Annotated in this window: 17 protein-coding genes and 1 pseudogene; 4 read left to right on the plus strand and 14 right to left on the minus strand. The window is 70.2% G+C overall.

Translation table 11 applies throughout. From position 1 onward, the window contains the following. Positions 1–322: 322 nt before the first annotated feature. Positions 323–913, minus strand: coding sequence for a hypothetical protein (locus tag AB0C96_RS37690; protein ID WP_362924119.1), 591 nt, complete (start codon positions 911–913; stop codon positions 323–325). A gap of 110 nt (positions 914–1023) precedes the next feature. Next, a complete protein-coding gene (locus AB0C96_RS37695) occupies positions 1024–2151 on the minus strand; it encodes an LPXTG cell wall anchor domain-containing protein (RefSeq protein WP_362924121.1) in 1128 nt (375 codons plus the stop codon). 451 nt (positions 2152–2602) lie between these two features. On the opposite strand from AB0C96_RS37695, the pseudogene AB0C96_RS37700 reads away from it, so the two are divergent. Both AB0C96_RS37700 and AB0C96_RS37705 read left to right on the plus strand, forming a co-directional pair. Further along, a pseudogene (locus tag AB0C96_RS37700) lies at positions 2603–2713 on the plus strand (DUF2399 domain-containing protein); the annotation flags it as partial. 183 nt (positions 2714–2896) lie between these two features. Next, positions 2897–4588 (plus strand): DUF262 domain-containing protein, encoded by a 1692-nt coding sequence (locus AB0C96_RS37705; RefSeq protein ID WP_362924123.1) that lies wholly within the window; start codon positions 2897–2899, stop codon positions 4586–4588. A 164-nt stretch (positions 4589–4752) separates the two neighbouring features. Here AB0C96_RS37705 and tsaD read toward each other — a convergent pair whose 3' ends face one another. From tsaD to AB0C96_RS37725, 4 genes are all read right to left on the minus strand, one after another. Further along, positions 4753–5865, minus strand: a complete 1113-nt coding sequence (gene tsaD / locus AB0C96_RS37710; RefSeq protein ID WP_362924124.1) for a tRNA (adenosine(37)-N6)-threonylcarbamoyltransferase complex transferase subunit TsaD — start codon at positions 5863–5865, stop codon at positions 4753–4755. 377 nt (positions 5866–6242) lie between these two features. Continuing rightward, complete coding sequence (locus AB0C96_RS37715) at positions 6243–7307, minus strand: type III polyketide synthase (RefSeq protein WP_362924126.1); 1065 nt, start codon at positions 7305–7307, stop codon at positions 6243–6245. A gap of 189 nt (positions 7308–7496) precedes the next feature. After that, entirely contained in the window at positions 7497–8702 is a 1206-nt protein-coding gene (locus AB0C96_RS37720) for a cytochrome P450 (protein ID WP_362924128.1), read from the minus strand. Positions 8703–8961: 259 nt separating this feature from the next. Then, entirely contained in the window at positions 8962–10914 is a 1953-nt protein-coding gene (locus AB0C96_RS37725; RefSeq protein WP_362924130.1) for a B12-binding domain-containing radical SAM protein, read from the minus strand. A 249-nt stretch (positions 10915–11163) separates the two neighbouring features. Between AB0C96_RS37725 and AB0C96_RS37730 the strand changes: the two genes are divergently transcribed. Further along, the gene (locus tag AB0C96_RS37730; RefSeq protein ID WP_362924131.1) at positions 11164–12447 is read left to right on the plus strand and encodes an MFS transporter; all 1284 of its coding nucleotides are present in this window, start codon (positions 11164–11166) and stop codon (positions 12445–12447) included. 46 nt (positions 12448–12493) lie between these two features. On the opposite strand, the gene AB0C96_RS37735 is transcribed toward AB0C96_RS37730, so the two are convergent. The 5 genes from AB0C96_RS37735 to AB0C96_RS37755 form a co-directional block, all read right to left on the minus strand. Next, a complete protein-coding gene (locus tag AB0C96_RS37735) occupies positions 12494–13288 on the minus strand; it encodes an alpha/beta fold hydrolase (protein WP_362924132.1) in 795 nt (264 codons plus the stop codon). Positions 13289–13331: 43 nt separating this feature from the next. Beyond that, a complete protein-coding gene (locus tag AB0C96_RS37740) occupies positions 13332–15290 on the minus strand; it encodes a non-ribosomal peptide synthetase (RefSeq protein WP_362924133.1) in 1959 nt (652 codons plus the stop codon). A gap of 65 nt (positions 15291–15355) precedes the next feature. Continuing rightward, positions 15356–16381, minus strand: coding sequence for a TauD/TfdA family dioxygenase (locus tag AB0C96_RS37745; protein ID WP_362924135.1), 1026 nt, complete (start codon positions 16379–16381; stop codon positions 15356–15358). Between the two features lie 107 nt (positions 16382–16488). Then, complete coding sequence (locus AB0C96_RS37750) at positions 16489–17034, minus strand: LmbU family transcriptional regulator (protein ID WP_362924137.1); 546 nt, start codon at positions 17032–17034, stop codon at positions 16489–16491. A gap of 451 nt (positions 17035–17485) precedes the next feature. Continuing rightward, complete coding sequence (locus AB0C96_RS37755) at positions 17486–17656, minus strand: hypothetical protein (protein WP_362924139.1); 171 nt, start codon at positions 17654–17656, stop codon at positions 17486–17488. A 276-nt stretch (positions 17657–17932) separates the two neighbouring features. On the opposite strand from AB0C96_RS37755, the gene AB0C96_RS37760 reads away from it, so the two are divergent. Continuing rightward, a complete protein-coding gene (locus tag AB0C96_RS37760; protein ID WP_362924140.1) occupies positions 17933–18805 on the plus strand; it encodes a LuxR C-terminal-related transcriptional regulator in 873 nt (290 codons plus the stop codon). Positions 18806–18866: 61 nt separating this feature from the next. On the opposite strand, the gene hppD is transcribed toward AB0C96_RS37760, so the two are convergent. The 3 genes from hppD to AB0C96_RS37775 form a co-directional block, all read right to left on the minus strand. Next, positions 18867–19952 carry a 4-hydroxyphenylpyruvate dioxygenase gene (gene hppD, locus AB0C96_RS37765; RefSeq protein WP_362924142.1) on the minus strand — a complete coding sequence of 362 codons (1086 nt, stop codon included), beginning with the start codon at positions 19950–19952 and terminating at the stop codon, positions 18867–18869. Further along, complete coding sequence (locus AB0C96_RS37770) at positions 19949–21238, minus strand: PLP-dependent aminotransferase family protein (protein ID WP_362924172.1); 1290 nt, start codon at positions 21236–21238, stop codon at positions 19949–19951. The genes hppD and AB0C96_RS37770 overlap by 4 nt, the downstream gene beginning before the upstream one ends. Positions 21239–21300: 62 nt before the next feature. Next, complete coding sequence (locus tag AB0C96_RS37775) at positions 21301–21525, minus strand: MbtH family protein (protein ID WP_362924143.1); 225 nt, start codon at positions 21523–21525, stop codon at positions 21301–21303. Between the last annotated feature and the right edge of the window lie 6 nt (positions 21526–21531).

Consider the following 21531-nt stretch of genomic DNA (forward strand, 5'->3'; position numbering starts at 1 on the left):
GGGGGGACCCTGTGGGAGAGTAGGACGCCGCCGAACAATCATTGTGGGAAAGCCCCGCACCTTATGGTGCGGGGCTTTTCTGCGTTGCGGGTCCGTTCACCCCCTTCCATGTGCCTGTCGCCTGCGCCGGCTCTACGGGTTCATCTGTCGAGGCCGTCGAGGCCGTCGGGCACGAGCCGGACAGGAATTCTGGGCGCATAGAGGAGGTGGCGGTCTTCTTGTATCGGGTGGTGATGCTGTGGAAGCTCTTGAGCTGGTTGAAGACGGACCCTGGAGGGCTGCCGCCGTCGCGGCCCGACGGCGGCAGCCCTCCCCGCAGGTTTCAGCCCTTGCGGGGGTAGAAACCGCCGTCGGCGTCGCCGTGGGCCGTGCAGTCCATGGTGCGGTAGCGGTCGACGAAGGTGCCGGTGAGTCCGGTGAACGCGTCGTACGTCTGGTCCAGGGGGAGGTCTTTACTCACCCTGAACCGCAGCTGCGCGTGGACGGACTCGCGGGGCTTCAGCGTCTTCGGGCCGGGGATGGTGCCGCCGGCGTTTCCACCGGCCTGGCGCAGCGTTTTCCAGGTGCGCTGCGAGGTGTCCCAGTACTGCAGATCGCCGTACGGGCTCAGGTCGCGCTCGCCCTCGTTGTAGACATAACTGCCCAGCTTGGCGCTGAGTTCGAACGACTTCAGCTCCTTCGCCGAGGCGTTGGTGAGCGTGGCGGTGTAGGTCGTCCAGTGAGTGCCGAGAGTGATCGACTTGGGTATGCCGAACGAGCGGCCCACTAACGTGTTGTTGTGGGGCTGCCCGAGGTCGGAGCACGTCGGGATTTCCGCGGCAGGGGCGGCCTGGGAGGCGGGCGCGGCGGCCACCGCCACGGGGAGCAGGGCGGCGGTCGCGGCCGAGAGCGACAGGGCGCGGCGCAGTTTCATGAAGGTCTCTTTCCCGGTTCTTCGGACCCTTCGAGCCTCTGTTTCCAGTGCCATTGAGTTCTAAGGCCGTGGATCCTTGGGTTATCAGGTTCTTGGAGAAATGGTGGGGTTTACGCGGTGACGTCCGTGGCACCCGGACCGGCCACGCCCTTCCGGCGGCGCGCGCCGATGACCGCACCCGCGCCGACCATCATCGCGGCTCCGCCGGCGAGAGCGATCGCCGGGAGCGCGGACGAGGAGCCGGTCGTGGCGAGGTGGGCGCCGCCCTGCGGGCTGAGGCCACCGGTGGAATCGGAACCACCTGTACCGCCGCCGGACGCGGCGCTCTGGCTGGGCTCGACCGTGCCACCAGGCTTGCCCGGCTTGGTGGTCGGGGGCTGCGTCGGCTTCGCGCTCGCGGGGAGGATGGTGAAGTCGTACCAGGCTTCCTTGGCCGAACCACAGGAACCGTCGCGGTTGCGGTAGTCGCCAGCGGCGAGTGCGTACCCGGCTCCGGGCTTGGCGTCCTTGACCACGCGGGTGCGCAGTTGGAGCGTGATGGTGCTGCGCGGACCGACGGCGAAGAAGCCGAACAGGTCGTCGGGCGCCGCGTCATGGAAGGTCTTCCACCGCCCCGTCTTGGCGTCGCGGTACTCGGTCTCCAGCTCCCAGTACGGCCGGTCGACGTCTTCGGCGGAGGACACGAGCAGGAAGGGCTGGACCTCCCCCAGGGGCTTGGCGGTGGTGTTGGTGAGCGTCATGGAGAAGGGGGTCCAGGCGCCGCCCGCAGTCAGCTTGGGCGGCAGCCCGTGGACGGCTACCTGCAACTGGTCGGACTCGAACGCGCAGGAACCACCCGCACCATCGGAATCACCGGCGTTCTTGCTTCGACCGGTGGCACCACCCGCGCCGGTGGTCCCCTCAGTGGTTCCTTCGGCGGTCCCGGCGGCTCTCGGCGGCTTCCCTGGGGCGGGACGCGCGGCCCCGTCGCGGTCCTGGGATGCCGAGCCACCGGCAGCGGCCTTGCCCGGGCGCCGCGGCTCGTCCGGGTTACCCGTTCCGCCGCCACCTCTCGTTGCGGAATCCGCTGGCCGGTCCGCCGTTGTTGCGGCATCGGCGGAGTCGGGGGAGGCGGGCGTGCGGGGACCGGCCTCGGAGACCGATTCCGTTGCGAACGAGGCGGCAGGCGCGGCCAGTACGGCGGCGGGGGCTATCACGGCAGCCGCTGCGGCGGCCGTCAGGGCGCGGCGAATCTTCATCCAGCAGACCTCTCGGATTGTCCCAAGTGCCGCCTGGGCGACACAGGTTGACCTTCGTCACGTTCAGGCCGTGCATGACGCGTGGTGTGCGCATGCGGACATGCGTACACCTGTGCCCCATATAGGACCACTCGCACTGCGGAAGGGTTCCACGATCAAGCCACTGAAGTGGCGCATGGGTTGGGAAATATCCTGGGATTTCCGGTGGGGTCCGTCTTCAAAGGTCATCTAGTGGCGGATCACGGTGGGGAGATACGTCGCCATGAACTCAGCGACGATGAGGGGGAGTTACTCGCCCCGCTGATACCGCGGGCCGTCACCGGACGCCTCGGGTTTCCGCGGCACCGCCACCCGATACGAGAAGACCGCCACCTCCTACGAAGCAGCGGTCACACTCGCATCACTCCCGCTCTGGGCGAGATCCGTTGGAAGACGGACCTTAGTTGGCCCTCTCCGCTACCACGGCGACTTCGACGGTGAGGGCATCCGCATTGCCGTGTACGTCCTGGACACGACACCGGCGCGCCCCTGGCGTCTGACGGCAGCGGACCACCTTGCCGCGTCCGGCGGTCTGGCTTGCTGGGGCGCTCTCTGGAAGGTGCTACGGACCGCCTTGGGTCGTATTCGCCAGACGGTGGACCATGTGCATTCCGGTGCGTCGGGCTGCGGGTGCGTGTGCTGAGCGATCTTGGCCGGTGGCTGAAAGTCGGTGTCGGCTGCGGGGGGAGACCCCTGTATCCACGGGATGAGCAACTCGTGTCAGTGGCGGGCTCAGCAGTTTCAAATCCCCCTGTACCAGCGTACGTACTCCTGGTCGGAGAGACAGCTGGCGCAATTGTGGAACGACATCCTCGAACAGGCCGAACTGGTCGAGTCCGACGCGGCGGTGAGTACACACTTCCTCGGCTCGGTCGTGCTCGCCCCGTCCCCTCAGAACGAGGCCACATTCCCTCGTTGGCTCGTTGTCGACGGTCAGCAGCGGTTGACCACTCTGTCCCTCGCGCTGGTGGCGATACGCGACCATATTGCCGAGTGCCAGCCGGACGAGGCGGAGCGGATCGATGAGGAGTACCTCATCAACAAGCGTAAGAAGGGCGCCGATTACTTCCGCCTGCTGCCGACTCAGGCGGATCGGCCGCAGTATGCGGCACATATCCACTGCGTGCACTCGGAACAGGCCTCCGGGGACAGGGTCGCCGCTGCCTACCGATTCTTTCGCCGCAAGTTGGTCGAAGCGGATGATCCGGCGAGCCCGCAGGACGCGCTCCACATCGAGCAAGCGATCACCTCCCGGCTCACCCTGGTATCGGTGACGGCCGAACGCGGCGACAACGTCCACCGCATCTTCGAATCGCTCAACAACACCGGCTTGAAGCTCAGCCAGGCCGACCTGTTGCGCAACTACTTGTTCATGCGTCTGCCGACCCGCGGCGAGCACGTCTACGAGACCCTCTGGCTGCCGTTGCAGGCCAGCCTGAGCAACGACGAGCTCGAACAACTGATGTGGTTGCAACTGGTGCTCGACGGAGACGACCGGGTTCGCCGTCAGGACCTGTACGCCGCCCAGCAACAGCGCTTCGAGCGAAACGGGACGAGCGGGGCGCAGACCGAGGCGGACGTCGCCGCGCTCCCGCACGGCACTTGGACGTCGTACGGAGATCTGGCCGCATTCATCGGATCCGGCGCCCAGGCCGTGGGCAACCACCTCGCCAGGACGGAGGGAGTGGTCAATGCGTACCGGGTGCTCAACGCCGATGGCAAGATCGCCGAGGGCTTCCAATGGACCGGTCAGGACGGTGGCGACGTCCGGGCCCGGCTCAGAGCGGACGGTATCCGCTTCACCGCATCCGGGGCGGCCGATCCGGCCCAGCGCCTCACCAGCGACGACCTCGCTCTGCTGCTCGCCGACCCCAACGGGGAGGACGAGCAGGACGCGGCGGGGGAGGGGGTGGAGGGCGGTAGGCAGCGGGACGAGGAGAGCCGGGCGGCGAGGTTCCTCCGTCAGCTCGCGGCCGATGACGCTCCCGCGACGGTGGCTGCCGTGCAGGAGCTCTTCACGCGCTGGGAGAAGCTCGGAGGCTGGGTCGGCCACGGCGCCGGTGAGGTGACGACCAGTGCGTTCCTCATGCTCGGGCAAGCGGGCAGCCCAGGGCGGGGCGTCTGGCCGCTGACTCTCTATCCGGGCAGTGGGCGCGGTGGTGTGGCGGAGGTCGTGTTCCAGCACCTCGCGAACCGCGAGCCCTTCACGGACCGCGCCCTGCGTGCCGAACTGCTCGCCAAGGTGAACGAGTTGGAGGGTGTCTCGATCCCGGAGGGCAAGCTGGACCTGCGCCCCAGCTTCCGGCTGTCTGTGCTGGAGGACGACCGCAACCGAGAGCTTCTGTTCGAGCTGCTGGCCTGGTTCCGGGACCGCTGGGAGGGCAGGGACGCGGTGTGACGGGGTCTGACGCGGTCTGACGCGGTCTGACGCGTGCTGTTCCGGCCAGGGAGCAGGGAGCAGGGAGCAGGGAGGGGAGACCTCTTCGAGGTCCTACGGGCAGCTGACCAGCGTGCTTCTGAGGATGCGCGACTGCCACCGTCGTCTGGGCGCGGAGCGGGAGTTCACGGCCTGTGTGACCGCTCTGCGGACCGGTCGGAGGCGCAAACGGATGCGGATGCGGAGCCTGGACGCGCGCGGCCGGTGAGCGGGTGCAGCGTGGCGTACTCCAGGGGCGCCGACGGGTCGACGGACACGTCAAGCGGGGCAGGCTGCGCGCCGGACCGGACCAGGAGGTCGCCCACTGCGGCGATCATCGCGCCGTTGTCCGTGCACAGGCGCATCGGAGGCACCCGCAGGGTGATGCCGGCCGCCGCGCACCGCTCCTCCGCCAGCGCCCGGACCCGGGAGTTGGCCGCGACTCCGCCGACCACGACCAGCGTGCCGACGCCGTGTGCGGTACAGGCGGCGACCGCCTTGCGGGTGAGGACGTCGGCGATGGCCTCCTGGAGCGAAGCGGCGCCGTCGGCGACCGGAAGGGGCAGGTCCGCGGTGCGGTGCCGCTCTTCCCAACGCGCCGCCGCAGTCTTCAGACCTGAGAAGGAGAAGCCGTACGGGGCGTCCCGCCGTCCGGTGAGCGGGCGGGGAAAGAGGACAGCGCGCGGATCCCCCGCGCGCGCTGCCCGGTCGATGGCCGGACCGCCGGGGTAGGGCAGCCCGAAGACCCGGGCGACCTTGTCGAAGCACTCGCCGGCGGCGTCGTCCAGGGTGTCGCCGAGGTGGTCGATGCGGTCGCAGGCCAGGTCGCGGACGAGGAGCAGTGAGGTGTGGCCGCCGGAGACGATCAGTACGACGCAGGGGTTCGGCAACGGGCCGTGTGCGAGGGTGTCGGCCGCGACATGGCCGGCCAGGTGGTGCACGCCGTACAGCGGCACACCCAGCGCATACGCCAGCCCCTTCGCGCCGGCCAGCCCGACCTGTAGGGCACCGGACAGGCCCGGCCCGGTCGTCACCGCGATCGCGCCGATGTCGGACATCCGCAACCCGGCGTCGGCCAGCGCGCCGTGCACCACCGGGGTCAGGGCGTGTACATGGGCGCGGGCCGCGATCTCCGGGACCACGCCGCCGAACCGTGCGTGTTCGTCCATACTCGACGACAACGCGTGCCCCAGCAACCGGCCGCCCTGCACCAGACCCGCGCCCGTCTCGTCGCAGGACGACTCGATGCCCAGCACCACGGGTGTTCCAGATACCACGGGCGTTCCAGGCACTACGGGCGTTTCAGGCGCCACGGGAGCGTCAGGCGCCTCGGGTGTTCCAGGCAGCGTGGGCGCTTCCTGCATGGTGTTCCTTTCCTGCGGACGCTCCCGTTCCGCGTAGCACGCATCGCTGCCCTGGTCGGGTCTATTGCGTTGTGAGTGTAACTGCAAATCATATGCAATAAGGGTTGTGGTGGGTTGACCGGGGGTGGTGACGGCTGCTTCGTGAGTGCATTGCGCACCGGGTTGAACACTGGGTTGAACACCGAGTTGCGCACATGGTGCCGGCCCGCTGCCGGGAACAGCGGGCGGGGCTCCGGGCGGTGGCCCAGTTGGCCTGGGGTGGTTCTTCCCGGTCAGGCCGCGTGGGTGGGTTCCGAGGTCCAGGAACCCAGGGACATTTCGGCGGTGATGCCCGGCCCGAAGCCGGCCAGCAGGCCGCGGTGGCCGTCCTCGGGGGACGCCTCGTCGAACATGCGGGCCAGGGCGTCGAGGACCACCGCACTGGCGATGTTGCCGTACTCGGTGAGCGTGGCGCGGCTGAAGCGGAAGGCCTCGGGGGGCACTTCCAGGAAGCGGCTCAGGTCGTCGAGGATGCGGGGGCCGCCGGCATGGACGAGGTAGAAGTCCAGGTTGCCCGCGTCCCAGCGGTGTTCCTTGGCGACCGCGCGCAGTGCCGGGGCGAGCGGTTCCATGGTGCCGGGCACCCGCTTGTCCAGCAGGAAGTGGAAGCCGGTGGAGCGGACCGCGTAGGAGATCCAGTCCTCGGTGTGCGGGATGAGGTACGAACCGTTGCGTTCCAGTCGGACGCCGGTGCCGCCGTTGCCGCGGACCACGGCGGCCGCGACCGCGTCACCGAACAGGCCGTTGGACAGCAGCGATCCGACGCCCAGGTCGGTGGGCTGGTAGCACAGCGAGCAGAACTCGCAGGCCACGATGAGCACATTGGCGTCGGGGTACGCCGTGCAGAAGTCGTGCGCACGGTTGACCGCGGCACCGCCGGCCGCGCAGCCGAGCTGGGCGATCGGCATCTGCCGGGTCTCCGAGCGGAAGCCCAGGGTGTTGATCAGCCAGGCGGTCAGTGCCGGCATCATGAACCCGGTGCACGACACGTAGATGATCAGGTCGATCTGTCGTGCCTCCAGCTCCGCCTGGTCGAGTGCTTGGCGCACCACGGACGGAACGCGGGCCTTGGACTCCTCCTCGTAGATGGCGCTACGAGCGTCGAGCCCGGGGTGTTTGAGCACCTTGTCGATCGGCTGTATCAGGTGCCGGGTGAGGACACCGGTGTGCTCTATCAGCCGGAGGACCAAATTCAGTTGCGAATGGTCCTTGTGCAGTCTTCGTGCCAGTTCGAGGGTGTCTTCCTGGGTGATGACGTATTCAGGGACCGCGATTGCCGGTTTGCACAGAACCGCCATGGGATCCACTCCTTGCAGTCCGTGGTCCGCCCGCGAAACCCCTCGAAAGAGGACGTTGCCCCTGAGAAGGGATACGGGCGGGCCAGCCGACTAAGAAATGAGCTCTCCCCGTGCTGGTGGGTCAGTTGCCCGAAATAACGGTAAGCCAGTTGGGTGCGTTCCGCATGCCGTCGTGGCTTCCGCCCCGGGTTACCAGGCGACCGGCAGCTCCAGCGGATAACGCCAGATAGCCGTTTTGTTCCAGGGCACTTCGTCGGCCGGCTTCGCCAGCCTCAGGTCCGGGAAGCGCTCCAGGAGGGTGCTGAGGGCGACTTCGAGCTCCGTGATGGCGAGCGGGGCACCCAGGCAGTGGTGGCCGCCCCAGCCGAACGTCATGTGGTTGGGACCCTGGCGATCCAGATCCAGCTCATCGGGCCGCTCGAATTTCTCGCCGTCCCGATTTGCCGTCAGATAGGAGACGTGCACGATGTCTCCCGCCCGGATCTTCACCCCGCTCAATTCCACGTCCTCCAGGGCGACCCGGGGAATGCCGACGCCTTTGCGGAACGGAATGAGCCGCAACATCTCCTGGAGCGCCTGCGGCAGCATCTCGGGCCGGGAGCGCAGCTTTTCGAGCTCGGCGGGCCGGGTGAGCAGCGTGTACGCGATGTTGGCGATCTCGTACGTCGTGGTGTCCTGGCCGGTGATGAGCAGGACCATGGCCATCACGGTCAGTTCTTGGTCGTTGAGGATCTCGTCGCCATCGCGGGCCGTGGCCAGGGCGCTGATCAGGTCATCACCCGGATGGCGGCGTCGGTGGGCCGTCAGCTCCGCGAAGTACGCGCGCATGTCGGCCTTGGCGCGGACGGCGTTGTCGCGGTTGTCGAGGCTGGTGTTCATCATCGTCCGGGCGTGCGCACGCAGCTGGGCGCTCTCACCGTCGGGGATGTCGAGCACCTCGCAGATGGTCGTCAGGGGCAGCGGTGACGCCAGGCCCTCCACCAGGTCGGCCGGCGAGCCGCGCTCGGCCATCTCGTCGAGCAGTTCGTTCACGACGAGCTGGGTACGGGCCCGCATCCGCTCCACCTGACGGGGCGCGAACGCCTTGGAGACCAGGCTCCGCAGCCGGCTGCTGGCCGGCGGGTCCATCACGTTGATCGCTTCGTCCTGGACGATGGGCTCGGGCGTCATGCGGGGGAAGTCCCGGCCCACGATGGCGTGACGGCTGAAGCGCCGGTCGGTGGTCACGGTCCGCACGTCGTCGTACCGTGTGACGAGCCACGCCTCGCCCTCCCCGTACGGCAGCTTGATGCGGGCGACGGGTTCATCGGTCAGCAGGCGCTTGAGCGTCGGATCGAACTCAAGGGCCTCGGCGTAGTCGAACGGACAGTTCCAGACCTTGGGGCCGGATTCCATGATGAACTCCCGAAAATCGGAGGGTACGAGACCATTCCGACCCATTATCGGGTAATGGGAGATTCGGGGGTGGCGTAGAGTCCGGGGCATTGCGCCGAATGGGTGGCGCGGCCCGCCGTGTGCTGCGGTTTTCCATGGCGAGTTCCCGTCCACGGCGAGTTCTCATCCACGGCGAGTTCTCATCCACGGCGAGTTCCGGTCCACGGTGAGTTCCCGTCCACGGCGAGTTCCGGTGCGGACCGGAACTCGCCGTGGCGCGTCATACGGTGCCGGCCTGCTCCATTGCGCGGACGTCGGGTTCCGCCGAGTTGCGGATGGCGCCCCATCGTTTTGCGGTCTCCGCGTGGATGAACCAGATGTCGTCCTCGGTCAGCCGCCGCGAGACGACACCGGGAAAAGCCTCCTCGAAGAAGATGTACGGCGGCCGGTTGTCGACGTCGGGGGAGTGGTAGTCGAGTTTGTCGTGCATACCGTGGGCGCGGGTGATCTTCGTGGCCGGGTGGTAGGTCAGGATGTTCGGGCTGGCCAGCATGATGAGGTCGGAGTCGACCAGCTCGCCGACCTCGCGCACGGTCTCCTCGATGGTCGCGCGGGTCTCCCCTTCGAGGCCGAACAGCACCGAGCTGCCCACCGGAATTCCGGCCGCCCGGATGCGTTCCAGCGCCGTGCGGACCTTCGCCTTCCACGGGAATTCGGTGATCCGTCGGATGTTCTTGTGCACATGCTGCATCACCTCCGTCGACATGCTTTCGATGCCCATGTAGAGGTAGCTGCACCCGGCCTCCCGCAGCGCCTCCAGGACCTCGCGGACCTCCTGTTCCTTGTGAAGGGTCGTCAGGAGGTCGGCGGTCACCTGGCAGCCGAACTGGAGACCGCGCAACCGGTCCCAGTCGCCCTCGTCGGTGATCCACCGTCGACACGCCTCGGGGAGCTTCTCCGGTCCCCCGGCATGACGGGCGGCACGCAGCAGTGCGCAGAATTCCCGCATCAGCGGGAAGGACCCGGTCCAGAAGATCGAGTCGTCGAAGAAGACGGCCTGGGCCCCGTAGCTGACGTATTCGCAGATCCGCTCCAGGGCGGTCTCGGCCGGCGAACCCCGGAACCGCTTCAAGCCGCCGACGACCAGGGCGGATTCGGAGCAGAAATCGCAGTGGTAGGGGCAGGCGTTGGAGACGGTCATATGTGCCGTACGGGCCGGAGTTCCGTCCGGTAACGGAAAGACCGGGAAGCGGGAGCGTATGGCGAAACCCTGGTAGGGGGAGGGCAGTTCGGCGAGATCGAACTTCTCGCCGAGTATCGGGAACGCATGCACCGTCGTCGCGTCCAGGGCGCACAGCAGGGAATTACCGGGAACGCGGACGCCGGCCGCACCGAACGACTCCAACACCCGGACCACATCGCTCACCTCGGCTGGCGTGCGATCCAGGTCCATGGCCAGGGCTATCGCCTTCATCAGGAGGTCGAGCGCGAAATGACCCTCACCGCTGACACAGAAGTCGACCACCGCATCCGCGCGTCCGTCGTCGATGGCCCGCAAAGTGCTGCTGTATTCCAGGACAACGGTGCGTTTGGCCGCCGCATACGTCATCGTCTCGTCCATGTGCCGTCCGCCGAACACCACCAGGCAGCCGGGCATTTCGTCCTTGACGATCCGTGCCATGTCCAGCGCGTAGCGGTGGCCGGGGGAGACCGTACTGACCAGGAACACCCGCGGTCGGTGGCGGCGCACCTCGGCGCGCAGCGCCGCACGGGCCTCGGCGTCCCACACCCGGGGGTCGAAGACCGTGGCGTCGGACGTACCGGCGCTCGCCCGCTGTGCGGGCAGCCCGTGCTCCGCGGCCAGTCGGTGGCGCTTCGTCGGGGGGCGTCCCCAGTCGGGGCAGAGGTCACTGAACGGCGTGTCCCGGCCCACGCCGAGCCGTGCGGAGCGCAGCGCGCTGTCCACCGGGACACTGAGCGCGGCATAGAGACACATCGGGTCGCCCGGGTAGGTGATTTCCCCCTCGGGTGACGTCATGACGGGTGCGAGCGCCGCGAGCACCGGAAAGCTGCGGGCGCGCCACGACACCTCATCGGGCCGGGAACAGCCCTCCCGTGCGACCAGTTCGGCGATCCGGGAATCACGCAGGTGCGACAATTCCCGAGCGGAATCCACAGCCATGTCCGCGGCGGTGCGGAAGTAATCGTGAACGACCGTCTGGCGTATGAGCATGCGTAACTCCTGATGGGTGATCAACTCAACGGATGAGCCTTGCCGGCCTGCGCGGCTGTCCCCACGGAGATCTGTTCCGGAGGCCGGACGGACGGTCGGCTCGCTGGAGCGGCGCGCGGAGGAAACTAATCCATTGATCCCGAGGCAGAGCAACCTTTCTACGGTGGTGACCCGGCCGTCCGGTTGGTTATTCCGGGTGCCGGCTCAATCGACTTGTCCGCCATTTATGACCGGCCATACAGTCCGGGGATGGCCGGGAACACCTATCGCGCACTCATGACCCGTCCGGTGCTGAGCTGGGCAGCGGTCGCCGTGGCGGCGCGCATGCCGGTGGCGATGGCGCCGCTGGCCCTGGTCTTCCTCGTACGGGAACGACCCGGCGGCTATGCGCTGGGCGCCGAACTGGCGGCGGTATACGTGGTGGGCGAGGTTATCGGCGCGGCGCTGCTCGGCGCGAGGCTGCGGCCCGCGCGGGCGCGACGCCACCTGGCCGGCGGACTCGCAGCCGGCGCCGCGGCGTTCGCCGGCCTCGGCCTGCTGCCCGATGCCCCGGACCCGGTGCTGGGCGCGTTCGCCCTGCTGGCGGGCGCCGCACCGGCCGCGTCCCCGGGAGGACTGCGGGCGCTGCTGACCGAACACGTCCGCACCGGCCTGGTCGCCAAGGCGCTGAGCGCGGAGGCCACGCTCACCTACGCGGTCTGGGCCGCCGCGCCCGCCGCGGCCGGCGGTCTCGCGTTCGGCGTGGCCTCGTACGCGCCGCTGCTGTTGGCGGCGGCCCTGATGGCGCTGTCCGTCGCCGGGTTGTGGGCCCTGCCGGACGGCTGGGTGGCCGACGAGTCCGATCGCGCGGGTGCCTCGATGGTCCGTACGCTCGCCGCCGCCTGGCCGGTGTATGTATCGGGTGCGGCGGCCATGTCGCTGCTCGCGCTGGCGGAGCTGGTCCTGCCCGCGCTGTTGGAGCAGCGGGCCCTCGCGGTCAGTTGGGCGGGCCCGCTGCTGGCCGGGTACTCCCTGGCGGCGGCGGCCGGGGCGCTGCTGTACGGGTTGCGGAGCTGGCCGGGCCGGCTCCGTACGCAGAGCCTGATCCTGCTGCTGGGCGTCTCGGGCTGTGTGGCGGTGGCGGGCCTCGTCCCGGCGCTGGGTGCCATCGCGGCGGCGCTGGTCGTGGCGGGGCTGTTGCAGGCCGGGCTACAGGTGACCCGGGCGCTGGGGCTCCGCGCGGTGCTGCCGCAGAGCGCGCTGGCCGCCGGCTACTCGATGATGTACTCGGTGGTCGGCGTCGGCTACGCGGCCAGTGCCTCGCTCTCCGGCGCGGTGCTGAGCCTGGCCCCGCCCAGCACCGCGATCCTCGCCGGGGTGGCCCTGACCCTGTTGCTCACCGTCGCCAGCGCGTTCGGCGAGCTACGACTCGTCCGCGCGCGAGAGAGCGAGGAGGCCGTATGCGCCGGGGGCTCAGCGGCGGGGCAGGCCGAGCAAGCCGGTCAGGCCGGTCAGGCCGAGCAGGCGGATCAGGCGGTGGGGGAAGGGCCCTAGGTGTATTGCCCTGAGAGGTTCGGGCCGGGGGCGGTAGGGCGGAGCCCTAGGGGGCGGGGGAACACTTCCCGTAAGCGGAGCCATCCGGCATGGCCCCCGGCGCACCGAGCGCGGCGATCCGGTCCGGCAGGTGTTGCCATACCTCGGGGGTGTAGAAGTGGCCGCCGGGCAGCTCGTCGTGGCGGAAGGGTCCGGTCGCCAGCTTCCGCCACTGCTGGCCCGTCCGCGGGTCGATCACCTCGTCGGAGGCGCCGGTGAGGACCTGTAGCGGGGCGCTCACCGTCGCGCCCTCGCGGTGGTAGAAGGAGTCGCGGACGCGGATGTCGGCCCGCATCAGCTCCAGGGCGATTTCGCTCAGGTCCGGGTCGTCGAGCACATGCTCCGGCATCAGGCCGAACGTCGTCATCCAGTCCATGAGCGCGCCGTCGGAGTCGGCCTGCGCGGGGAACATGTCCTGAGGGGTGAGCCCCCGGCTGGGGGCGTTGGCCGAGGAGACCACGAGCGACGCGGGAGCCGGGCCGCCCCGTTCCTCGATCCGTGCCGCGACGTCGAAGGCCATCCAGCCGCCCATGCTGTGGCCGAAGAGGACGTACGGCAGGTCCGCGGCGGAGAGCACCGCGGAGACCGCGTCCTCGGCCAGCTCGTCCCAGTCGCGGGCGAACTCCTCGGCGAAACGGCCCTCCCGGCCCGGGTAGCAGACCGCTGCCAGCTCGGTGCCGGGCGGCATGACGTCCGTCCAGGCGAGGTACGAGCCGGCGCCGCCGCCGCAGAAGCCCAGGCAGACCAGCCGCTGTGACGCGGCGGGGACGGGGCGGGGGCGGACCACGACGGTGTCCTGCATGGGGTCCCTCTTCTCGGCGGTGGCGCGCGGGTGGGGGAGGCGGTCAACGGGGCTGTGCGGGGGCGGTGTTGTGGGACTCCACCCGGCGGGCCAGGTCTCTCAGCCGAGGGTGTCGGTAGACCTCCTTGACCGAGATCACCACCCCGAGCCTCCGCTTCAGGCGCGCCACCACCCGCAACGCCATCAGCGAGTGCCCGCCCAGCGCGAAGAAGTCGTCGTCGGCGCTGATCCGCCGCTGCCCCAGCACCTCCGACCACACCTCGGCGATCAGTTGCTCGTACGGGCCGTCCGGCTCGGCCCCGGTCCCCTCCGGGGCCTCTGCGGTGTCCGGGGGCTTCGGCAGCGCGGCGGTGTCGAGCTTGCCGTTGGGCGTCAACGGCAGTGCGTCGAGAGGCACATAGCGCGATGGGACCATGAACTCGGGGAGCGTCGCGGCGACATGATCCCGCAGTCGTTCGGCGGAGGGCGCCAGTCGTTCGGCGGAGGGCGCCGCTGCCGGCCCGCGGGCCGGGACGCAGTACGCCACCAGTTGCTCGCCGGCCGGGCCGTCGTCGCGGACCAGGACGACGGCGCCCGTGACGTCCGGGTGGGTGCAGAGCACGCTCTCGATCTCGCCGGGTTCCACCCGGAAGCCGCGGAACTTCATCTGGCGGTCGGCCCGGCCGAGGAACGTCAGGTTGCCGTCCGAGGTGCGTTCGACCAGATCGCCGGTGCGGTACATGCGCTCGCCGGGTCTGCCGAACGGGTCGGCGACGAAGCGGTCCGCCGTCAGGCCCGGTCGGCCGACGTAGCCGTGCGCGAGGCGCGGCCCCGCGAGGTACAACTCACCCGCCACGCCGTCGGGGACCGGGCGCAGCGCCTCGTCGAGGACGTACGGCCGGCTGCCGGGCAGCGCACCGCCCAGGCGCGGGGTGTCGCCGGCGAACCAGGCGGCGGTGGCGTCGACCGTGCATTCGGTCGGGCCGTAGAGGTTCAGCGCCTCCAGGCCGGGCGTCCCGACGATCTCCCGCCAGGTCCGTGCGGGCACCGGTTCGCCGCCCATGAAGAGCCGTAGCGTCCGTCCGTCGGCCCGCGGTGCGGTGAGCGGGCCGCGCAGCACCTCCCAGTGCGAGGGCGTCAGATCGAGGTCGGTGACGCCGTGCTCGTCCAGGACGGCGCCGAGGCGGGCCGGGTCCTGGCGGTCCTCGTCGGTGAGGACGACCACGGTGTCGCCTCGGCAGACCCGCGCCCACTGCTGGACGGACGCGTCGAAGGAGACGCTGGCGTTCCAGGCGACGACCCTCGGCGCGGACGGGTACGCGCCGAACTCCTCAAGTGCCGTGAGCAGGGCGGCCACTCCGCCACGGGTGGCCTCGACGCCCTTGGGGCGGCCGGTCGAACCCGAGGTGTAGATCACGTAGGCGGGGGACGGCGGGGAGACCGTTACGTCCCCGGCCGCGGCGGATCCTGCGAACCCGTGCCCGTCCTCGGCGTCTACCTCGGGCCCGTCCTGGGCGTCCACCCCGTTCCCGTCCTGCGGGCCTTCCCCTTCCCCTTCCCCTTCCCCTTCCCCTGCCCCTGCCCATGCCCCTGCCCATGCCCCTGGCCCCGCCCCGCCTGGGTCCGCCAGATCGATGCACGGGACCCCGGGCACCCGGAGCGGCGACGGCTCCTCGGCGACCAGTGCCCGTATGCCGGCGTCCTGGGCCATGAACTCCAGCCTGGCGTACGGGTAGTGCGGATCCAGCGGGACGTACGCGGCTCCCGCGCGCCACACCGCCAGCAGCGCCACGACGAGCCGTGTGCTGCGGCCGAGAGCGATGCCGACCCGGTCGCCGGCGGCCACCCCGCGGGCGGTCAGCGCGCGGGCCAGCCGGGCGGTACGGCGGTCGAGTTCGGCGAAGGTCAGGGCGCCGTCACTGCCCCGTACCGCGCACCGGTCCGGGTGGTCGGCGACGGCCCGGCGGAAGCGCGACAGCGCATCGACCGGCCGCCGACCGGGGGCAGCCTTGCCAGACTCCATCAAGAGGCTCCTTGTGGCCCGCGGGGACGAGGGGGTGGTGGTGCGGTGTCGGGTCCCGCGGGCCGTCAGGCGAAGGCGGCGGAGGGTTCGACGGTGGGGCGGCAGTCGGCCAGTTGGACGGGGGCGCCCATCGCCACCGCGATCCTGCGGTCGCCGTGGAAGGGGTCGCGGCCGTGCGCGGTGAGGATGTTGTCGACGAGCAGCAGATCGCCGGGCTGCCAGCGTTCGCGGACGGTCGCCGCGTCATAGGCGGCCTGGATGGTCGCCAGGTCCTCCTGGGTCAGCGGGCTGCCGTCGCCGAAGGCGGTGTTGAACGGGAGGCCGTCGCGGCCGAACTCGTCGAGCAGGGTCTCCCGGAGCTCCTCGTCCAGCGACCACTCGTTCCAGAAGACGAGGTGGTTGAACCAGACCTCCTGGCCCGTCGTCGGGTGGGTGATGATGCCGGGTCGCAGCTGGCCGGTCCGCAGGCTCCCTTCCTCCTGCCAGGCGTGGGCGATCAGGTTCTGCGCGCAGTAGCGCTCCACCGCGCCGCGGTCGTCGGAGCCGAACGCGCTCTGCCAGTCGGTGGAGATGTGGTCCGAGTAGCTGCGGCTGAGCAGCCACCCGGCGGTGCGCACCTTCGCCACCAGGTGCGCGGGGAGCAGGCTGAGCACCGTGCGGCAGTCGGCGACCGGCGTGGCTCCGCCCTCCTCCGGCGCGATCAGGCAGGCGAAGAGCAGCAGACCGGGGAAGGTCAGGGTGTAGCTGTTCTCGTTGTGCAGGTGGATCCGCTGGGACGCCGGCAGGTCGGTCGAGGAGTACACCCCCTGGCCGAAGTCGCTGCGGGGGGTGGCCTTTTCGCGGTACGGGGTGGCCTCGGGGATGAGGACGTCGCGGACCTCGGCGACGTCGCCGACCTCCGTGAGGGGCAGACCGCGCAGGTGGACGGCGCCATGGGTGTGCAGCGCCGCGGTGAGTCCGGGGCGGGCGGCGGTCAGCCAGGCGCGCGCCCCTGCCAGGTCGTCGACGCCCCGGACCGTTGCCAGGGCGGGTTTGCCGGGCGTGAGGTCCCAGTCGAGCGACAGGGGGTCCGGCAGGTGTGCGGGACACACGGTTCGATCAGCACCTTTCACTCAGCGCGGACGAGGGTGGTGCGGGATTGCGGGATTGCGGGAATGCGGGGTCGCGGGGTTGCGGGAATTGCTTGATCGGTCGTGATTCAGCCGCCGTAAGAGCCGAGCGCGGTGTTGGCCGCGAGGTCCAGCCGGTCCACCATCCAGGATTCGAGGCTGCTGTCGCTGCGCTCCGCGGCGGCGCGATAGCGGGCGATGCGCTCGGGGGTGAGCTGTATTCCGACCGAGGCCGTTTTGCGGGCGGCGGCCGGTTCGGTCCCCCGGACGGCCCTGACGTTCGCCCGTAACTGATTGCGTGACCAGCTGAATTCCTGGGCCCGGTTGAGCCAGTAGTCTTGCTCATGCGGGAGCAGCGACGCCACCTCTGCATGGTGGTTGAAGCTGAGGGTGTCCCGCCGGCGGGACACCTCGAACCTTCTGGCCACCCAGGCGTAATTGCGCAGCGTCTGGTAATCGAGGCCCACTGCGTCGACCGCCCTGCGATATCGGTCGGTGTAGCGCCATTGGCCGTAGACCAGCCAGTCGCCCAGGCACCAGGCCGAGGAGTTGGCGACGGCCGAGATCCGCCGGCCCGCGCTCTCCCAGACGTCGTAGCTGACCGCGGTCGGGATCTGGAGGCCGACCCGGGTCACCAGGACGCCCTTCGACGCCCCGCGTCGGGGCCGTGCTGAGGCTGGTGCGAGGGGTGAGGGGGGTGCCCCGGCCGGGCCTGCGGCGCGCGGTGCGCCACCGTCCAGGGCTGCGGACGATGTGCTCAAAGCTTCTCCTCGGTGCAGATGCTGCGAACCGGACGGCTCCGCGCAACGGCCGAACCGCTCCTCGGGGCCGCCCGTGGCGGAAGCGCGTCCGTGAGGTGCTCCAACGGGCCGGGAAGCGGCCCGGACTTCAGAGATTGCCGGGATTGCCGGGATTGCAGAGATCGGCGGGGTCAGCGGATCACCGGGATTACCAGGATTACTGAGACTCCCAGGACTCGCGAAACCAGTGGGATTGCAGAGACTGGTGGGAATGCTGAGAGTTTTGGAAATGCAGAGGCTGTCGGGATTGCCGTGACTGTCCTACCGGCCCTGAGGAGTGGCTCCCCTAGAGCGAACCGGGCTGCGACATGGTGGTGCGACCCCAGGCCGAGTCGGCGAGAACGGCGCCCGGGGAAAGGGAGTCACGGTGGCCCGCGCTGGTGACGGCCGGAGTGGAACAATCAATTCCGTATCCGGTGGTGGTGGCCAGGACGGCGGCGACGGTAAGAACGCGCAAGATGCGACGCATTGTGGTCCCCCATTGTGCGGCCATGGTTGTGGCTGGCGCCGCCATCCTCTTCGGCCTGGCCGGATCGTTGGTCTGCACAAGGGGTGCACAAATGTAACCTGCACACTTGTGAACGAAGAAGAACTGGGTCGATGTCAGTGCAATGGGGGTGATTTGCCCTCGGGTCGCGTATGCGGCGATGCGCTGGGTTTCTATCGGCGCATTCTGCGGGAGGGCGCGGCGAGCCGGGAGACCGCGCCACCGTGTCTGAACGCGCTCGGTCTCGTGGCCGATGACCCTCGGACGCCCGGTGCCGCCACCGCGGTTCCGCCCGAGGCGGCGGCGATCGCGGCGCTCCGTCCGATCGAGGAGGCCATCGCCGCGCAGCAGCGGACCTACCGCTCCCTTCAGGCCACCCTGTCGGTCTTCGGCCGTACCTATGACGACGCCAGGAAGGACGAGCAGCCGACGCTCACCGTGCTCACCGGCGCACAGGTCATCAGCAATGCGCTGGAGGCCGCCGTGGACGCCTGCCGTGAGGAGCTGCTGACCACCCAGCCGGGCGGGGGGCGCCCGGAACACCTGCTCGGTGAGGCGCTGGAGCGCGACGTCCGGATGCTCACCCGCGGCGTCCGGCAGCGGACGATCTACCAGCACACCGTGCGGACGCACCCGCCGACGCTGGGCTACATCGAGAAGGTCACCGCCGCCGGCGCCGAGGTGCACACCCTGGTCGAGGTGTTCGAGCGAATGATCATCTGTGACCGGGAGGTGGCGTTCATCCCCACCTCCGACGAGCGCAGCGACGGCGCGCTCCAGATCCGGCACCCCGCGCTGCTGCGCTTCCTGGCCGTGCTCTTCGACAATGCCTGGGCCCGGTCGGTGCCGGTCGAGCCGGGCGGCGTACCGGCCCGGTCCCCGCTGATCACCTCCGACGTCCAACGGGCGATACTTCAGGCCGTGGTGTCCGGGGAGACCGACGACTCCATCGCCCGCCGGATGGGGATGAGCCGCCGCAGCGTGGCCAAGCACATCAGCCGGGTCTCCCAGCAGCTGGGCAGCGGCAGTCGGGCCCAGCTCGGCTATCTGCTGGCGACCTCGGGGCTGCTGTGGCTGGGGCAGCCGCCCCGGTTCGCCCCGCCGGAGCGCGGCTTCTGACGGGGCGTGGGCGGCATCGGCGGCGGGGCGCCCGGACGGGCCGGCGGCGCGGCGGGTGCGCTCACCGTGCGGCACCCGACCGGTTCGCCTGCAACTCGACGGCCTCGTACAGCGCCTTGATGTTGCCGCTGCCGAAGGTACGGGCGCCGAGCCGCTCGATGACCTCGAAGAAGAGGGTGCCGCGCGGGTGCGCGGACCGGGTGAAGATCTGGAGCAGCTGTCCGTCCTGGTCGGCGTCGGCCAGGATGCCGAGGTCCCGCAGCTCCTCGACGGAGTGCCGGGCGAGCGTCAGCCGGCCGGGTATCAGGTCGTAGTAGGTGCTGGGGGTGTCCAGGAAGGCGACGCCCCGGGACGCCAGCAGCCGCACCGACCGCACGATGTCGTCCGAGGAGAAGGCGAGGTGCTGCACGCCCGCCCCGCCGTGGGCGCGGAGGAACCGGTCGATCTGGCCCGGCTCCCGTGTGGTGTCCGGCTCGATCAGGGTGAGCGTGACGGTGCCGGCCGGGTTCTGCACCACGATCGAGTCCATCGCCTGGGCGCCGACGACGATGCGCTCGGTGAACACCGCGGCGAAGCCCAGGGCGCGCACGTAGTACTCGACGGTGGGGCCGAGCCGGCCCGGCTCCAGGCACACCGCGAGGTGGTCGACCTCGTGCAGCCCGGGGTCCGGGTGACCGGGACGGCCGGGCACCGGCGACAGCCCCGGGAGCAGGGCGGGGTTCGACCCCTCCGGGCGCTGGACGAAGGTGTGCGCCACATCGCCGAACCCGACGACCGACGCGGTGACCACACCGTCCCGTTCGACCGGCCCGGCCAGCGGCGCTGCCCCGCGCCGCACCGCCTCGTGGAAGGCGGCCGCGGCATCGGACGTGCGCAGCGCGATGTCGCAGATCCCGTCGCCGTGGCGCTCGACGTAGCGGGCGACGGGGTGATCGGCGTGATCGGCGGAGGTCAGGACGCACCGGATGCGGTCGGTGCCCACGGTCAGGGCGTGCACGTCCGCCTCCGGCGGGCCGGGGGACCTGGCCAGCACGGTGAGTCCGTAGCGGTCGGTGAACGGTTCGGCGGCCTCGGCGAGGTCGCGCACCGCGAAGCCGATGTGGTCGATGGCGAGTCGGTCGAGCGGTCCGTCGGCGGCGTCGGTCACCGTGCGTCTCCTTGCCTGGGGGATGCGCTCTGTTCGCCGATGAAGGCCGCCAGCCGGTCCAGTCCCCGGTCGATCTCGTCCGGTGTCAGTTGGCTGAACGACAGCCGGATCTGGTGGCGGGCCACGCCGTCGCCGTAGAAGTGGTGGACCGGGGTCCACAGCACCTTGTGCTTGCGCGCGGACAGCGCGAGCAGGGCGTCGTCGGCGGGGAACGGCACGGTGAGGATGACGAAGAAGCCGCCGGTGGGCGCGTTCCAGCTCACCGACGGCGAGGAGCCCGCCGGGAACCGCTCGGCCAGGCCGTCCAGCACCCGCCGTAGGTTGTCCTGGTAGACGCGGGTCTCACGGGCGTTGGCGGCCCGTAGATCGCAGTCGTGCGCGAGCAGCTTGCCGCCGATGACGGCCTGCGCGAGGGGCGCGGTGTTCACCGTCAGCATGCTCTTGATCTTGGCGAGCTGATCGGCGAGCGTCTCGCTCCGGGCCGGCCGCCCACCCTCCGCAGGCACCGGATCCCCGGCTCCGACGTCGACGGTCTGGTCCGCGACCACGAAGCCGATCCGCGCCCCCGGGATGCCCGTCTTGGCGTACGACCCCAGGTACACCACGCGACGGGAACGGTCCAGGGCCTTGAGCGTCGGCGGCCGGGCGGCCGCCTGGTGGAACAGGCCGTACGGATTGTCCTCCAGCAGCAGGAAGTCGTGCTCCTCGGCCAGTTCCAACAGCCGCTCGCGGGTCGCGCGGGGCATGCTGGCCCCGGAGGGGTTGGCGAAGTCGGGGACCACGTAACAGGCGCGCGGCCGCCGACCGTCCGCCTTCGCCCGCTCGACGACCCGCACCAGGTCGTCCAGGTCGATGCCGGCCGCGGAGTTCTCCACCGGCAGCACCGGCAGCTCCGCGAGCTCCGCGGCGCCGGACAGCCCGACGTAGCAGGGGACGACGGCCAGTACGGCGTCCCGCTCGGTCCGGCGCAGTGCCCGCAGGGTGAGGAAGAGCGCCTCCTGGCAGCCGACCGTCACCACGATCGACTCCGGGTCGGCCTCGATGCCCTCGTCGACCGCCAGGTTCCGCGCCACCAGGTCGTGGATGATCCCCTTGGTCCGGCCGTACTGGAGGAGCGTGCGGCGGACCCGCGCCTCGTCGCCGCCGCTCGTGGCCCGCAGGTGGGCGACGAACCGGTCCAGGTAGCGGTGCACGTCCCCGAGGTCGAAGAAGCCCTCGTAGGGCCGCCCGGCCGCGAACGAGACGGCGTCCGGGTACTCCTGTGCCACGTCGTTGAGGAAGGTCATCGACGCGATGACCGGGGAGCCCAACGACGCGTGCAGTCCGGGCAGTTCCAGGTCCACCGCGGTCAGCTCCTGGCGTCCGGCGCCGCCGACATCGCGGCGACCAGGGAGGTCGGCCGCAGGTCCGTCCAGTGCTCCTCGATGTACGCGGTGCACTCCGCCCGGCTGCTGTCGTCGAGTCGCACCTCCCAGCCCCGCGGGACCTCGGCGAAGGACGGCCAGAGCGAGTACTGGCCCTCGGCGTTCACCAGGACCTTGAAGGTGCCGTGCGCGTCGTCGAAGGGGTTCATGGCGGG

Origin of the sequence: Streptomyces sp. NPDC048506 (genome assembly GCF_040651315.1) — a bacterium.
Classification (GTDB): domain Bacteria; phylum Actinomycetota; class Actinomycetes; order Streptomycetales; family Streptomycetaceae; genus Streptomyces.